This window comes from Cedecea sp. NFIX57 (assembly GCF_900177785.1).
GTDB lineage: Bacteria > Pseudomonadota > Gammaproteobacteria > Enterobacterales > Enterobacteriaceae > Cedecea > Cedecea neteri_C.
This window is the reverse complement of sequence record NZ_FXAS01000010.1, coordinates 142,851-158,347: the sequence shown is the minus strand read 5'-3', so window position 1 is coordinate 158,347 and position 15,497 is coordinate 142,851. Positions and strand designations below refer to the sequence as shown.

Below are 15,497 nucleotides of genomic sequence, written 5' to 3'. Positions count from 1 at the left end.
GGTGTTGTCCCCTCACCCCGACCCTCTCCCCAGAGGGGAGAGGGGGGAACACAGAGCGTCTTTAATCCCCTCTCCCTGAAAGGGAGGGGGTTAGGGTGAGGGTATGAAACTTACTGCGCAGCCGCTGGTTTACGGGGTGGACGACGACGACGGGCATTATCCCCAGCCGGCTTCGCGGCACCTTCGCCCTGCGGTTTACCGCTGCGGCGCGGGCCATTGTTACGCTCACCGGAAGCATTTGCGTTCCCGCCGTTGCCACCGCGACGCTGGCCCTGCCCCTGGCTTTGGCCACCGCGACCACCCTGGCCGCCACGACCACCGCCGCCACCACGCTGCTGACGACCGTTGACGATTGGCTCAGCCGGAATCGACGGATCCACATCAAAGCCTGGCAATGCGATACGTGGGATCTCGCGCTTCAGCAGACGCTCGATGTCGCGCAGCAGCTTATGCTCGTCCACGCAAACCAGAGACAACGCTTCGCCGGTGGCCGCCGCACGGCCGGTACGGCCAATACGGTGCACGTAGTCTTCCGGCACGTTCGGCAACTCATAGTTAACGACGTGCGGCAGTTCTTCAATGTCCAGGCCGCGAGCCGCGATATCGGTCGCCACCAGCACACGAATGCCGCCGCTTTTGAAGTCAGCCAGCGCGCGTGTACGAGCCCCCTGGCTCTTGTTGCCGTGGATTGCCGCCGCGGTGATACCGTCTTTTTGCAGCTGCTCTGCCAGATGGTTAGCGCCGTGTTTGGTGCGGGTGAACACCAGCACCTGCTGCCAGTTGCCTTCACCAATCATTTGCGACAGCAGTTCCCGCTTGCGCTTTTTGTCCACGAAGTGAACGTGCTGCGTGACCTGTTCAGACGCCGTGTTGCGACGAGCCACTTCCACTTCTTCCGGGTTGTGCAGCAGCTTCTCAGCCAGCGCTTTAATGTCATCGGAGAAGGTAGCGGAGAACAGCAGGTTCTGGCGACGCGCAGGTAGTTTAGCCAGCACACGACGAATGTCATGAATGAAGCCCATATCCAGCATACGGTCGGCTTCGTCCAGCACCAGGATCTCGATTTGATCGAGTTTCACGGCGTTCTGATGCTCAAGATCTAGCAGACGGCCCGGCGTTGCCACCAGCACGTCCACACCGCCGCGCAGCTTCATCATCTGCGGGTTAATGCTCACGCCGCCGAAGACAACCAGCGAGCGGATATTTAAATATTTGCTGTAGTCGCGGACGTTCTCACCAATCTGCGCCGCCAGTTCACGGGTTGGGGTGAGGATCAGCGCACGCACCGGGCGACGGCCCTTCAGGTGAGGCGCGCTGTCAGTCAGACGCTGTAACAGTGGCAGGGTAAAGCCTGCGGTTTTGCCGGTGCCGGTTTGGGCACTGGCCATCAGGTCACGGCCTGATAAGACTACCGGGATTGCCTGGCGCTGGATTGGGGTAGGCTCACGATAGCCCTGCTCTTCCACCGCACGCAAAATATCGGCATTCAGGCCGAGAGAATCAAAAGACATAGGAACTCCAGAACCGCCCTGACCGCAGAAATGTGCGGTGTAGTTTCCAGGGGGAACATCACGCGCCAGCGCTAAGCTGGCGAAGAGAGGAGGCGCAAACCACGGCGCCGTTCGCGTGCAGTGTAGCAGTTTTTGTGATCTTCCGCATAAATTCTCACTTTCCGCCTCATCAGCAGAATAAAGCCTTGTGCTGGACAGGGTTGATAACTTTGCTTACTCTTAATCAATCGATTGATTAACATTTTAAGAGGTCGGTATGGCACCTTCGCCGACGCCCGTCACCAGCCGCGGAGAGCAGGCTAAAAACACGCTAATCACCGCCGCCATCGCGCAATTCGCAGAATATGGCATGCATGCCACGACGCGAGATATCGCCGCTCAAGCCGGGCAAAATATTGCCGCGATCACCTACTATTTTGGCTCCAAAGAAGCGCTGTATATGGCTTCCGCCCAGTGGATTGCCGACTTCATTAGCGGTAACTTTCACGAGCATGTTGCCCGCGCAGAAGCCCTGCTGTGCCAGCCCGAACCGGACAAAGAGAAAATACGGCATCTTATTCATACCGCCCTCGGGCAAATGATCGCCCTGCTGACCGCCGACGACACGCTCAACCTGAGCAAATTTATCTCCCGCGAACAGCTTTCCCCGACCGCCGCTTATCAGCTTATTCACCAGCAGGTTATCGACCCGATGCACACCCTGCTCACCACGCTGGTGGCGCATTACACCGGGCGAGATCACTTTGATACCGACACTATTTTGCATACCCACACGCTGCTCGGCCAGGTGCTGGCCTTCCGGCTTGGACGAGAAACGATTCTGTTGCGCACCGGCTGGCCTCAGTTTGACCAGGCCAAGGTGCAACAAATAAGCCGCGTGGTGCTGAGCCACGTTGATTTCATCCTGCAGGGATTATCTTTAAACAGAGGAAACGCTAGTGATGAACAATAAGAAGCCGGTGATTGCCGTGATTGTGATTGTAGCGCTCGTGGCTGCGGCATTTGGCGGCTGGAAATGGTATCAGAGCCGGCAAAACAGCGAGCTAACGCTCTACGGCAACGTGGATATCCGCACCGTTAATTTGAGTTTCCGCGTGGGAGGACGACTCGCGGCGCTTGAGGTTGATGAAGGTGATGCGATCAAAACCGGTGAACCGCTGGGGCTGATAGATAAAGCGCCCTTTGAAAACGCGTTGCGCCAGGCTGAAGCCAACGTTGCGGCCGCCCAGGCCAAATACGATTTGATTATTGCTGGCTACCGCGATGAAGAAATAGCCCAGGCGGCGGCACAGGTAAACCAGGCGCAGGCAGCCTATGATTACGCGCAAAACTTCTACCAGCGCCAACAAGGTCTGTGGGCAACCAAAACCATCTCAGCGAATGATTTAGCCAACGCCCGCTCATCCAGCGACCAGGCAAAAGCCACGCTGAAAGCCGCCCAGGATAAGCTCAGCCAGTACCGCAGCGGCAACCGCCCTCAGGAAATCGCTCAGGCGCAGGCCAGCCTTCAGCAAGCCAAAGCGCAGCTGGCTCAGTCGCAGCTAGATCTGCAGGATACCACGCTGATTGCGCCTTCTGACGGTACGCTGCTGACCCGTGCGGTTGAGCCAGGCAGCATGCTAAACGCGGGCAGCACGGTTCTCACCCTGTCGCTCACTCGCCCGGTATGGGTTCGCGCCTATATCGACGAAACTAATCTCGGGCAGGCCAAACCCGGCAGCGAGCTGCTGATTTATACCGATGGCCGCCCGGACAAGCCTTACCATGGCAAAGTGGGATTTGTATCTCCGACGGCGGAGTTCACCCCGAAAACCGTTGAAACCCCGGATTTGCGCACGGATTTAGTCTACCGCTTACGCATTATCGTGACCGATGCAGATGACGCGCTGCGTCAGGGCATGCCCGTTACGGTGAAATTCAACGGTGGAACTCAGCATGAGCAGCAATGACGCGGTCATTCGCCTGCAGGGGCTGGTGAAGCGTTTCCCTGGCCTTGAAAAACCGGCCGTCGCCAGCCTGGATTGCGAAATTCATGCGGGGGCTGTAACCGGCCTGGTCGGCCCGGACGGCGCGGGGAAAACCACGTTAATGAGGATGCTGGCAGGGCTACTGCAACCGAGCGAAGGCAGTGCCTCAGTGATCGGCCTGAACCCGATTAAAGACGACCGCGCTTTGCACGCAGAACTGGGCTACATGCCGCAGAAATTTGGCCTGTACGAAGATTTAACGGTAATGGAAAACCTGACGCTCTATGCCGACCTGCGCGGCGTGACCGGGGAGCAGCGTAAAAGCACCTTTGCCCGGCTGCTGGAATTCACCTCTCTCGGGCCGTTTACCGAACGGCTGGCGGGCAAACTCTCAGGTGGGATGAAGCAAAAACTTGGCCTCGCCTGCACGCTCGTCGGCCAGCCAAAAGTCCTTTTGCTGGATGAACCTGGCGTAGGCGTTGACCCCATATCCCGGCGTGAACTGTGGCAAATGGTGCACGAGCTGGCGGGCGAAGGCATGCTGATCCTCTGGAGCACATCGTATCTCGATGAGGCCGAGCAGTGCCGGGAAATTCTGCTGATGAACGAAGGCGAGCTGCTCTATCACGGCGCGCCGAAAGCGCTGACGCAGAAGATGGCCGGACGTTCACTGCTGGTCAGCCACGAGCAAGAGAATAATCGCCAGCTACTTCAGCGCGCGCTGAAGCTGCCGCAGGTCAGCGACGGCGTGATTCAAGGGCGCTCGGTGCGGCTGATCCTTGCCAAAGAGGCGAAAGTGAACGAGCTGGCAAATGCTCTGAACGTGCCCGAATCCAGCCTAAAAGAAACCGACCCGCGCTTTGAAGACGCGTTTATTGATTTACTGGGTGGCGCCGCCGCGAACGAATCTCCGCTGGGCAATATTCTTCATACCGTTGACGGCGAGTCCGGCGAGACGGTGATTCAGGCCGAAGAGTTAACCAAAAAGTTCGGCGACTTTGCCGCCACCGACCACGTTAACTTTGCCGTTAAACGCGGTGAAATCTTCGGACTGCTTGGCCCCAACGGCGCCGGCAAGTCCACCACCTTCAAGATGATGTGCGGTTTGTTAGTCCCCACTTCGGGCAAAGCGCTGGTGCTGGATATGGATTTGAAAACCAGCTCCGGCAAAGCACGTCAGCACCTGGGCTACATGGCGCAAAAATTCTCCCTCTACGGCAACCTGACGGTGGCACAAAACCTCCGTTTCTTCTCCGGCGTTTATGGCCTTCGTGGCCGAGCCCAGCAGGACAAAATTGCCCGCATGAGCGAGGCGTTTGCGCTGCAGCCTATCGCCAATAGCACGACAGATTCTCTGCCGCTGGGCTTTAAGCAGCGGCTGGCGCTTGCCTGCTCGTTGATGCACGAACCGGATATTCTGTTTCTCGACGAACCGACATCCGGCGTGGATCCCATTACCCGCCGCGAGTTCTGGCTGCATATCAACAGCATGGTAGAGAAAGGTGTGACGGTGATGGTGACCACTCACTTTATGGATGAGGCCGAATACTGCGACCGCATCGGGCTGGTATACCGGGGCAAGCTGATTGCCAGCGGCACGCCGGACGACCTGAAGCAGCAGATAGCGGATGACAACACGCCCGACCCCACCATGGAGCAGGCGTTTATCGGGCTGATTCACGAATGGGATAAGGAGCACAGCGATGAGCGAACATAGCCAAAGGATATCGTGGCGCCGCGTCCGCGCCCTGTGCGTGAAAGAAACCCGGCAAATTGTACGCGACCCCAGCAGCTGGTTAATCGCCGTAGTTATCCCACTTCTGCTGCTGTTTATCTTCGGCTACGGCATTAACCTGGACTCCAGCCGCCTTCACGTCGGCGTGCTGATTGAGCAGCAAAGCGAAGACGCGCTGGGTTTCACCCATGCCATCAGCGCCTCGCCGTTTATTGAGCCCACCATCAGCGATAACCGCGAGCAGCTGATTCAGCTGATGCAGGCCGGGAAAATTCGCGGCATGGTGACTATTCCTCCTGACTTTGCCCAGAACATGGCCCGCCCCGGCGCGACGGCCCCGATTCAGGTGATCACCGACGGCAGCGAGCCCAATACGGCTAACTTTGTTCAGGGCTATATGCAGGGGATCTGGCAGCTTTGGCAACAGCAGCGGGCGGAAGATCGCGGGGAGCATTTTGAGCCCCTAATCGACGTGCAGTTGCGCTATTGGTTTAACCCCGCGGCCATCAGCCAGCACTTTATTATTCCCGGCGCGGTGACCATCATCATGACGGTCATTGGCGCGATCCTGACCTCTCTGGTCGTGGCGCGGGAGTGGGAGCGCGGCACCATGGAGGCCCTGCTTTCCACACAGGTGACAAAGACCGAACTGCTGCTCTGCAAGCTGGTGCCCTATTATGTTTTAGGGATGTTAGCCATGCTGCTTTGTATGTTGGTGACGGTGTTTATTCTCGGCGTTCCGTGGCGCGGCTCGCTGGTGCTGCTGTTTCTGATCACCAGCCTGTTTTTACTCAGCACGCTGGGCATGGGGCTGCTGATCTCCACCATTACGCGTAACCAGTTTAACGCCGCGCAGGTCGCGCTGAACGCCGCATTTTTACCGTCCATCATGCTGTCGGGCTTTATTTTCCAGATAGACAGCATGCCAGCGATTATCCGGGCGGTGACTTACGTCATCCCGGCGCGCTACTTCGTCAGCACCCTGCAAAGCCTGTTCCTGGCGGGGAACATCACCTCGGTGTTGATCGTCAACACGCTGTTTTTGATTGCCTCGGCGGTGATGTTTATCGGCCTGACGGCGCTGAAAACCAAACGTCGGCTCGATTAAGGGAGAAAGCATGTTTTATCGTTTATGGACGTTGATTCGCAAAGAGCTGCAGTCGCTGCTGCGCGAACCGCAGACCCGCGCCATCCTGATTTTGCCGGTGCTGCTGCAGGTGCTTTTGTTCCCGTTTGCCGCCACGCTCGAGGTCACCAATGCCACCATCGCTATCTATAACGAAGACAACGGCAGCCACTCGATTGAGCTAACCCAGCGCTTTGCCCGCGCCAGCGCCTTCAGTCACGTGCTGCTGCTGAAAAGCCCGCAGGAGGTACAGCCGACAATAGACAACCAAAAAGCGCTGCTGCTGATTCGCTTCCCGGCGAATTTCTCGCGTGATATTGCCAGTCAGAATCCGGCGAAGCTGCAAATTCTGCTCGACGGGCGTAACTCAAACAGCGCGCAGATTGCGGCGAATTATCTCCAGCAAATCGTCAATAACTATCAGCAAGAGCTGATGACCGGCCAGCCCAAACCCAACAACAGCGAGCTGACTATTCGCAACTGGTATAACCCTAACCTCGATTACAAATGGTTTGTGGTACCGTCGCTGATTGCGATGATTACCACCATCGGCGTGATGATTGTGACTTCCCTTTCGGTTGCCCGCGAACGCGAGCAAGGCACGCTCGATCAGCTGTTGGTTTCTCCCCTGGCCACCTGGCAAATTTTTATTGGCAAAGCGGTTCCCGCGCAGATTGTCGCGCTGGTGCAGGCCACCATTGTGCTGGCGGTAGGGATTTGGGGGTATCACATCCCCTTCTCCGGCTCGCTGCTGCTGTTCTACTTCACGATGATTATCTACGGACTGTCGCTGGTGGGGTTCGGGCTGCTGATTTCCGCCCTTTGCTCAACCCAGCAGCAGGCGTTTATTGGCGTATTTGTCTTTATGATGCCGGCGATCCTGCTCTCTGGCTATGTCTCGCCGGTAGAAAACATGCCGGTGTGGCTGCAGGATTTAACGTGGATAAACCCGATTCGCCATTTTACCGACATTACGAAACAGATTTACCTGAAGGATGCGAGCTTTGGGATTGTCTGGCAGAGTTTGTGGCCGCTGCTGGTAATTGCGGCCACAACGGGTTCAGCGGCGTACTGGATGTTTAGGCGTAAGATTGCGTGATTTGTCTTTCGCGAGCAGAGAGAAGATAGCTGGCCCGGCGAGCATTGCCAGGCCGGCGAGCGCCAGAATCAGGTGACTCTGCACCACGCGCGACAGCAACCACAGCGCAATCATAGCGTTACCGAAATACCAGGTAGTGGTGAGCTCTTCAAGGAAGTCACCGATATCACGCAGCAGGCCAGTGTGAAAACGCTGGAAGATAAACATCATCACCACGGTGGCGACATAAAGCAGGCACAGCCCTACGCCCACGGGGATCAGGGTCGCGGTTTTCCAGCCAACGAGCAGCGCAGCGACCACCGCAAGATGCAGCATAATCTGCCAGCAACCCAGTCCGGTTCTCACTCTTACACGTTGTTGCCACTTCATGTTTTATCTCCTGGAGTATTTCTTCCTGTTAATCAGAGTACGCAAGTGTACGGAAATTTCCTCAATACGCCCCCTTTTTGTGACAGATATTGCAATATATTTCCGTTCAGGCAGGTAAAAGTCGCGCGAGGAAAAGCAAAACTGCGGGGAAACTCCCTCCCCCCGAAGGAGAGGGAATGCGAAGATTAGCGGCGGTTGCCGAAGATACGCAGCAGCATCAGGAACAGGTTGATGAAGTCCAGATACAGCGTCAGAGCACCCAGAATTGAGTACTTACGCAGCATTTGCGCGTCGCGGGTATCAATTTGTTCGCCGATATTTTTCAGTTTCTGCGTGTCGTACGCGGTCAGGCCCACAAACACCACCACGCCGATGTAGGTGATGGCCCACATGAGCGCATCGCTTTTCAGCCAGAAGTTAACCAGCGAAGCCAGCACAATCCCGATCAGCGCCATAAACAGCATGTTGCCGAAGCCGCTCAGGTCACGTTTGGTGGTATAGCCATAGAGGCTCATGGCGCCAAACATCCCGCCCGCCACTACAAACGTGCTGGCGATAGACGAATAGGTATAAACCAGGAAAATGCTCGCCATGGTCAACCCGGTCAGCGCCGAGTAAAGCATAAACAGCGAGGTTGCCACGCCGGCGCTCAGCTTGTGCACCATGCCGGAGAGCACAAATACCAGCCCCAGTTGAACGATGATCAGACCAAAGAAAGTGATTTTACTGGAGAAGACAAACTCCATCACCGCCGGGGTATTCGCCGCATACCACGCGATAAAGGCGGTTAAAAGCAGACCGCAGGTCATCCAGCCGTAAACTTGCGCCATAAAGGTCTGAAGGCCCGTATTGGCACGCTGCACGATAGTCTCATTGGGACGCGGGAATCGGTCCATGATGCTTCCTCTGTGTTGTGAATTAAGCTTCTGACGCGAGCTGTTTGGCTCACCCGCTTTAAGATTAACACATCCCGCAGACCGCGTAGCCTACCAGCGTTTAGCCGCCTGTTTATCGCTGTCCCGGGCTTCAACCCAGCGGTCGCCTTCGGCGGTCGCTTCACGTTTCCAGAACGGGGCGCGTGTTTTCAGGTAATCCATGATGAACTGGGCGGCTTCAAACGCCGAACTGCGGTGCGCGCCCGTCACGCCGACAAAGACAATTTCATCGCCTGGCCACAGTTCGCCGATGCGGTGGATCACCGTCACTCGCTGCAACGGCCAACGGCTTCTGGCCTCGGCGACAATCTCAGCCAGCGCTTTTTCGGTCATGCCCGGATAATGTTCAAGCGTCAGGGCACTCACGCTGTCACCAAGGTTATGATTGCGTACTTTGCCGGTGAAGGTCACGACTGCGCCGTCTTCATCGCACTGAGAAAGCCACTGATACTCTTCGCCGACGTTAAAATTCTCACGGCCAACAATGATACGGGTGCTGTCCATTTAACCTCCGGTCACCGGTGGGAAAAAGGCCACTTCATCACCCTTCGCCAGCGGATGATCAAAGCTCACCAGCGTTTGATTGACCGCGGCCAGCAGCTTGCCGGACTCCAGCGCCAGCGCCCAGCGGCTGCCTCTGTCGGCCAAAGCCGCACGCAGTTGCTCCACATCGCCGTAAGCTTCATCCAACGTCAGGCTATCGCAGCCGACCAGTTCGCGTACCTGGGCAAAAAACAGAACATTAAGCATCGTTTTCCACCTTAAAATCGCCGGATTTTCCGCCGCTTTTTTCCAGCAAACGTACAGGGCCGATAACCATGTCTTTTTGTACGGCCTTGCACATATCATAAATGGTCAACGCGGCGACGGAGGCCGCAGTCAATGCCTCCATTTCTACGCCGGTTTTTCCCGTAAGGCGGCACACGGACTCGATGCGGACGCGGTTTTGCTCGGTCTGAGCCTCAAGCTGCACTTCTACTTTGCTCAATAAAAGCGGATGGCAAAGCGGGATCAATTCCCAGGTGCGTTTAGCCGCCTGGATCCCCGCGATACGCGCGGTGGCAAAAACGTCACCTTTGTGGTGACTGCCGTCGACAATCATCGCCAGCGTTGCCGGCTGCATGGTAACAAACGCCTCTGCGCGGGCCTCACGACCCGTCTCAGCCTTGGCGGACACGTCCACCATATGTGCTTCCCCGGCGGCGTTAATATGGGTCAAATGCGACATAACTTACTTCTTAATATGTGGGTGGAAATTGCACGGGCGCTGACGGGCATCCAGTTGAGGCTGAATGATATTTTCCCAGGCGGTGCGGCAGGCCTTCGTTGAGCCAGGCATGGCGAAAATCAGCGTTTTGTTCGCCATGCCCGCAACGGCACGTGACTGCAGCGTAGAGGTGCCAATCTCTTCAAACGAGAGCATGCGAAACAGCTCGCCAAAGCCTTCAACTTCCCGGTCAAACAGCGGGAGAAGCGCCTCCGGCGTCTGGTCTCCGTCGGTAAACCCGGTGCCGCCGTTGATCAACACCACCTGAACCTGCTCATCGGCAATCCACTGCGAAACTGCGGCCCGGATGGCATAACGGTTTTCTTTGACGATGGCTTTGTCTACCACCTGATGCCCCGATTCCGTGGCGACCTCACTCAGATAGTGACCAGAAGTGTCGTCATCTTCACCACGACGGCTGGACACCGTCAAAATAGCAATACGTGCCGGGATAAACTCTGCGCTTACCTGACTCATCGATATTCTCCTTGTGGGCAGGCTCTAGCCGCCGATATACGACAGATTTTGGGTGATGCCGGTATTACCGTCATGCAGGAAATGCGTTTGTTTTTTTTGTGCCAGCGCGGAAGAGATACGCCCTTCCAGTTCATTTTGCTGGGCGTCATCCGCTAACAGATCGCGCAGCGCAATCCCCTGTTCGCCAAACAGGCAAAGGTGAAGATTACCGATGGACGAAACCCTCAGCCGGTTGCAGCTGGCACAGAAATCTTTCTCATACGGCATGATGAGCCCGATTTCACCTTCATAGTCGGGATGGCAGAAGACCTGAGCGGGGCCGTCGCTGCGCTGACGCAATTGGTGAACCCAGCCACGCTCAAGCAACTGGTCACGAATGGTCTGGCCGGAAATATGGTGTTTGCGGAAAAGCGTGCCGCCGTCGCCGGTTTCCATCAGCTCAATAAAGCGGAGCTGGATGGGGCGCGGTTTGATCCAGGCCAGGAAGGTCTCGAGCTGATTGTGGTTTACGTCGCGCATCAGCACGGTGTTCACTTTTACTCGCTCAAAACCCGCGCTGAAAGCCGCGTCAATGCCTTCCATCACCTGGCGAAATTTATCCTGGCCGGTAATGGCATGAAACTGACGAGCGTCCAGGCTGTCGACGCTCACGTTCAGGGCGGTCAGCCCCGCATCACGCCAGGCGTTAACATCCCGGGCCAGCCGATAGCCGTTGGTCGTCACCGCAAGCTGGCGAATAGATGCGTTTTCACGCACCGCGGCGATGATTTCGGTAAAGTCGCGGCGCAAAGAAGGTTCCCCGCCTGTCAGGCGCACCTTTTCGGTACCCAGAGCAGCGAAAGCTCGGGTAACGCGGCGGATTTCATCGACGTTGAGGAAGCTTTTATTGGCTACACCGTGCGGCTTATAGCCATCAGGCAGGCAATAGCTGCAGCGAAAGTTGCAGACGTCGGTAATTGATAAGCGCAAGTAATAGAACTTACGCGCAAAAGCATCGGTAAGCTGGGACACTGAATACACCTTTCCAAATACGGGAGATGCAGTCATTTCTTCCTGCACCCTGGCAACCTCAGGGGCTGCGGCCAGGGCACCTTATCTTGTGACTTAGGTACCAGGGCTTGAGTGTGTGTTACTGCGATAGTAGCGCGACATCTGGCTTCGCGCTATATCAGTTTTCGCTATATAAATCCATACATAACGAGATGATTGCTTAATTTCGCTACAGAGTACTTAAAAAGCTAACTTTTACTTTGATATGCATCATTATCCACAGAGCAAGAATCGTCTTTTTAGCGCTTTTACGCTACCTTAAGCGCCTGTATGCCTCTTAAGGATTATCTTTTCTATGCGTAATCGCACGCTTGCAGATCTTGATCGGGTTGTCGCGCTCGGCGGTGGACACGGCCTGGGTCGCGTCATGTCATCCCTTTCCACTCTTGGCTCACGTTTAACCGGCATCGTCACCACGACCGACAACGGCGGCTCAACCGGACGCATTCGACGCTCTGAAGGTGGAATTGCCTGGGGAGATATGCGCAACTGCCTGAACCAGCTGATCACCGAACCAAGCGTGGCATCGACAATGTTTGAGTACCGTTTTGGCGGTAACGGTGAACTTTCAGGCCATAACCTCGGAAACCTGATGTTAAAGGCCCTGGATCACCTCAGCGTGCGCCCTCTGGAGGCAATCAATTTAATTCGTAATCTGCTGAAGGTTGATGCGCAGCTGATTCCGATGTCGGAACATCCGGTTGATTTAATGGCTACCGACGACCAGGGCAACGCCGTGTATGGCGAAGTGAGTATCGACCAGCTGCTTAATCCACCGCAGGATCTGGCGGTCTACCCGAAAGTCCCGGCCACCCGAGAAGCCATAGAGAGCATCGCTGAGGCCGATTTAATTCTGATTGGCCCCGGCAGTTTTTACACCAGTCTAATGCCAATTCTGCTGCTTGAAGAGATGGATCAGGCGCTGCGCCGCACGCCAGCGCCAATGGTGTATATCGGTAATCTGGGCAAAGAGCTAAGCCCCGCTGCGGCCAGCCTTTCCCTGCGCCAAAAACTTGAGCTGATGGAGCAGCATATCGGAAAACGCGTTATTGATGCCGTGTTGGTGGGCCCGCATGTCGACGTCAGCGAAGTGGCCGACAGGTTGGTGATTCAACAGCCGCTGGAAGCGAGCGATATAAGGTATCGCCACGACCGCCAGCTGCTGCGAGCTGCCCTCGAGCAGGCCGTGCAGCAGCTCGGATAAACTTTGCTACTTATGAGGCGGCGATAAACAGTTCGCGCAGCTTGTGAAGCTGGTCGCGAATCTGCGCCGCCTCTTCAAACTCAAGATTCTGCGCGTGCTCCAGCATTTTGCTTTCAAGCTGGTGAATTTTCTGCTGCAGCGCTTTCGGCGTCAGCACAACTTCATCTTCTTCAATCACGCTGCGCGCTTTGGTTTTAACCCGTCCTTTGGTCTTCGCCATGCCTTCGCCAAGCTGCAGAACATCTACCACACGCTTGTTCAGACCCTGCGGCGTAATGCCATTCTCTTCGTTGTAGCGCTGCTGCTTCTCACGGCGGCGTTCGGTTTCACCAATCGCTTTCGCCATCGACGGCGTAATTTTATCGCCATAGAGAATCGCCTTGCCGTTAACGTTACGCGCCGCACGGCCAATGGTCTGAATCAGCGAGCGCTCAGAACGCAGGAAACCTTCTTTATCCGCATCCAGAATAGCGACCAGCGACACTTCCGGCATATCAAGGCCTTCTCGCAGTAGGTTTATCCCCACCAGCACGTCAAACTCACCGAGACGCAAATCGCGGATAATCTCCATGCGCTCTACGGTATCGATATCTGAGTGCAGGTAGCGCACGCGTTCACCGTGCTCCTCTAAATATTCAGTCAGGTCTTCCGCCATCCGCTTGGTTAACGTCGTCACCAGTACACGCTCGTTGATTGCCACCCGCTTACGAATTTCAGAGAGCAAATCGTCTACCTGCGTGGCCACCGGACGCACTTCAATCACCGGATCGAGCAGCCCCGTAGGACGAACAACCTGGTCAACGATGTCATCGCCGGATTTCTCCAGCTCGTAGTTGCCCGGCGTCGCTGAAACATAAATGGTCTGCGGGGCCAACGCTTCAAACTCTTCAAATTTTAACGGGCGGTTATCCAGCGCTGACGGCAGTCGGAAACCGTATTCCACCAGCGTTTCTTTACGGGCACGGTCACCGCGATACATGCCGCCAATTTGCGGAATGGTGACGTGGGATTCATCCACCACCAGCAGGCCATCCGCCGGTAGATAGTCAAAAAGCGTCGGAGGCGGTTCGCCAGGCCCCCGCCCGGACAGGAAGCGAGAGTAGTTTTCAATGCCCGAGCAGTAACCCAGTTCGTTCATCATTTCGAGATCAAACTGAGTACGCTGGGCAATGCGCTGCTCTTCCAGCAGTTTATTATTTTCCAGCAGGAATTTTCGGCGCTCGGCCAGTTCAACTTTGATGTCTTCCATCGCCTGCACGATACGCTCGCGTGGCGTCACGTAGTGCGATTTAGGGTAGATGGTAAAACGCTGAATAGTTTGATCGATTTGCCCGGTCAATGGATCAAACAGCGACAGCCTTTCAACTTCTTCGTCAAACAGCTCCACGCGTAGCGCAAGATCGTCTGATTCCGCCGGGAAGATATCAACCACTTCCCCTCTAACCCGGAACGTTCCACGCTGGAAAGCCTGATCGTTACGCGTATATTGCAGCTCCGTGAGACGGCGGAGGATCGCCCGCTGATCGATGATCATTCCCTTCGTCAGGTGCAGCATCATCTTCAGGTAGAGGTCCGGATCGCCCAGACCGTAGATTGCCGACACGGATGCCACCACGATAACGTCCCGGCGCTCAAGCAACGCTTTGGTCGCCGACAGACGCATCTGCTCAATGTGCTCGTTCACCGATGCATCTTTTTCAATGAAGGTGTCCGAGCTCGGCACATAGGCTTCAGGCTGGTAGTAATCGTAGTAAGAGACAAAAAACTCAACCGCATTGTCCGGAAAGAACTCTTTCATTTCACCGTACAGCTGCGCCGCCAGCGTCTTGTTTGGCGCCAGCACCATCGTTGGGCGCTGAAGGTCAGCAATCACGTTTGCTACGGTGAAGGTTTTGCCCGACCCCGTCACGCCCAGCAGCGTCTGGTGTGCCAGTCCGTTTTCAAGCCCGTCTTTCAGGCGAAGGATAGCTTCAGGCTGGTCGCCAGAAGGTTTAAATGCGGAATTCAGTTTGAACGCTTTACTCATGAACGGGCTACCTGATGAAGAAACGAGCGGGCCGGAGAGTAATTTTACCCGGCAGCGGGATTTTTGCCAGTAGAAAACTGTATAAAACACCAGTTCTCATTTTTACTAAGCCTGCTAACGGCTGCTTTGTGCCACTTTGTTTGCCCATAATTTGCCCCTTCGCCAGATAAATCTCCAGCCGCTGCCGGTTATCCCCAAATTTTTTCACCTTTTAACATTTGTCAAGGGAGGTAAGGAAACCTCTGGCCGAATGTTTGACAGTTTTATTGCAGTAGTTGATTTTATTTAACAACTTGAATTCAAATGAATATTTCACAAAGACCGGTTTCGCGACAATTTGGCCGCAGGCCGCGCCCGCTCTCGCTTTCGCCAAGTTTTCTAACTCTAATACACAAGGTTATCCACAGGAATGGTGGATAACTGCATCCAGCCCTTTTGCTTAGCCACTCGGAAAAATCCCTGATCTTTCTGTGCCAGAGGCGAAAAAAAAATTTCGCTAAATTTTTTGCTTTTATTCATTCGATTTCGCTATACCCGGCCATATTGAGCAAGATCCCGAAATTGAGATATATCCTGAGGTTAAAAGGCGTTTTCTTGCACCAAATTCGTTCTTTTTAGCACCTGTCAGGTGCAGCTAAGTTCAATCTTGCATACCGGCTCCACCCTTTCAGGGAGCCAATGCTCAGTTTTATCCTGAAGAGCACGATGCTTTCAGGCGTTATCACCAAGCT

15 protein-coding genes and 1 riboswitch are annotated in these 15,497 nt (G+C 55.4%); of the genes, 6 read left to right on the top strand and 9 right to left on the bottom strand.

All coding sequences use genetic code 11. From position 1 onward, the window contains the following. Positions 1–110 precede the first annotated feature (110 nt). Positions 111–1,511: an ATP-dependent RNA helicase RhlE gene (rhlE, locus tag B9Y90_RS11050; RefSeq protein WP_085541244.1), complete on the bottom strand. Its 1,401-nt coding sequence runs from the start codon at positions 1,509–1,511 to the stop codon at positions 111–113. Positions 1,512–1,767: 256 nt separating this feature from the next. Between rhlE and cecR the strand changes: the two genes are divergently transcribed. Genes cecR through B9Y90_RS11025 form a run of 5 tightly spaced genes read left to right on the top strand, consistent with a single transcriptional unit; the run spans position 1,768 to position 7,438 of the window. After that, entirely contained in the window at positions 1,768–2,463 is a 696-nt protein-coding gene (cecR, locus tag B9Y90_RS11045; protein ID WP_085541243.1) for a transcriptional regulator CecR, read from the top strand. Further along, positions 2,453–3,460, top strand: coding sequence for a secretion protein HlyD (gene hlyD, locus B9Y90_RS11040; protein ID WP_085541242.1), 1,008 nt, complete (start codon positions 2,453–2,455; stop codon positions 3,458–3,460). Before cecR ends, hlyD begins: the two co-directional genes overlap by 11 nt. Beyond that, entirely contained in the window at positions 3,447–5,195 is a 1,749-nt protein-coding gene (locus B9Y90_RS11035; RefSeq protein ID WP_085541241.1) for an ATP-binding cassette domain-containing protein, read from the top strand. Before hlyD ends, B9Y90_RS11035 begins: the two co-directional genes overlap by 14 nt. Beyond that, positions 5,182–6,321 (top strand): ABC transporter permease, encoded by a 1,140-nt coding sequence (locus tag B9Y90_RS11030; protein ID WP_085541240.1) that lies wholly within the window; start codon positions 5,182–5,184, stop codon positions 6,319–6,321. Before B9Y90_RS11035 ends, B9Y90_RS11030 begins: the two co-directional genes overlap by 14 nt. Positions 6,322–6,331: 10 nt before the next feature. Continuing rightward, positions 6,332–7,438: an ABC transporter permease gene (locus tag B9Y90_RS11025; protein WP_039291298.1), complete on the top strand. Its 1,107-nt coding sequence runs from the start codon at positions 6,332–6,334 to the stop codon at positions 7,436–7,438. On the opposite strand, the gene B9Y90_RS11020 is transcribed toward B9Y90_RS11025, so the two are convergent. From B9Y90_RS11020 to moaA, 7 genes are all read right to left on the bottom strand, one after another. Next, a complete protein-coding gene (locus B9Y90_RS11020; protein ID WP_039291296.1) occupies positions 7,400–7,807 on the bottom strand; it encodes a YbhQ family protein in 408 nt (135 codons plus the stop codon). The genes B9Y90_RS11025 and B9Y90_RS11020 overlap by 39 nt on opposite strands. A 185-nt stretch (positions 7,808–7,992) precedes the next feature. Next, a complete protein-coding gene (locus B9Y90_RS11015) occupies positions 7,993–8,703 on the bottom strand; it encodes a Bax inhibitor-1/YccA family protein (protein WP_008456273.1) in 711 nt (236 codons plus the stop codon). A gap of 90 nt (positions 8,704–8,793) precedes the next feature. Further along, a complete protein-coding gene (gene moaE, locus B9Y90_RS11010) occupies positions 8,794–9,246 on the bottom strand; it encodes a molybdopterin synthase catalytic subunit MoaE (protein ID WP_008456271.1) in 453 nt (150 codons plus the stop codon). Then, the gene (gene moaD, locus B9Y90_RS11005; RefSeq protein ID WP_061276801.1) at positions 9,247–9,492 is read right to left on the bottom strand and encodes a molybdopterin synthase sulfur carrier subunit; all 246 of its coding nucleotides are present in this window, start codon (positions 9,490–9,492) and stop codon (positions 9,247–9,249) included. It abuts the gene before it with no gap. Further along, complete coding sequence (gene moaC, locus B9Y90_RS11000; RefSeq protein WP_085541239.1) at positions 9,485–9,970, bottom strand: cyclic pyranopterin monophosphate synthase MoaC; 486 nt, start codon at positions 9,968–9,970, stop codon at positions 9,485–9,487. The genes moaD and moaC overlap by 8 nt, the downstream gene beginning before the upstream one ends. Before the next feature lie 3 nt (positions 9,971–9,973). Continuing rightward, the gene (gene moaB, locus B9Y90_RS10995) at positions 9,974–10,486 is read right to left on the bottom strand and encodes a molybdenum cofactor biosynthesis protein B (protein ID WP_085541238.1); all 513 of its coding nucleotides are present in this window, start codon (positions 10,484–10,486) and stop codon (positions 9,974–9,976) included. Positions 10,487–10,510: 24 nt separating this feature from the next. Then, a complete protein-coding gene (gene moaA, locus B9Y90_RS10990; RefSeq protein ID WP_039291290.1) occupies positions 10,511–11,533 on the bottom strand; it encodes a GTP 3',8-cyclase MoaA in 1,023 nt (340 codons plus the stop codon). Further along, a riboswitch (molybdenum cofactor riboswitch) is annotated at positions 11,489–11,623 on the bottom strand. (Overlaps the previous gene by 45 nt.) A gap of 208 nt (positions 11,624–11,831) precedes the next feature. On the opposite strand from moaA, the gene yvcK reads away from it, so the two are divergent. Then, on the top strand, positions 11,832–12,740 hold the full coding sequence (yvcK, locus tag B9Y90_RS10985; RefSeq protein ID WP_085541237.1) for a uridine diphosphate-N-acetylglucosamine-binding protein YvcK: 909 nt from the start codon (positions 11,832–11,834) through the stop codon (positions 12,738–12,740). A 10-nt stretch (positions 12,741–12,750) separates the two neighbouring features. Here yvcK and uvrB read toward each other — a convergent pair whose 3' ends face one another. Beyond that, entirely contained in the window at positions 12,751–14,766 is a 2,016-nt protein-coding gene (gene uvrB / locus B9Y90_RS10980) for an excinuclease ABC subunit UvrB (protein ID WP_085541236.1), read from the bottom strand. Between the last annotated feature and the right edge of the window lie 731 nt (positions 14,767–15,497).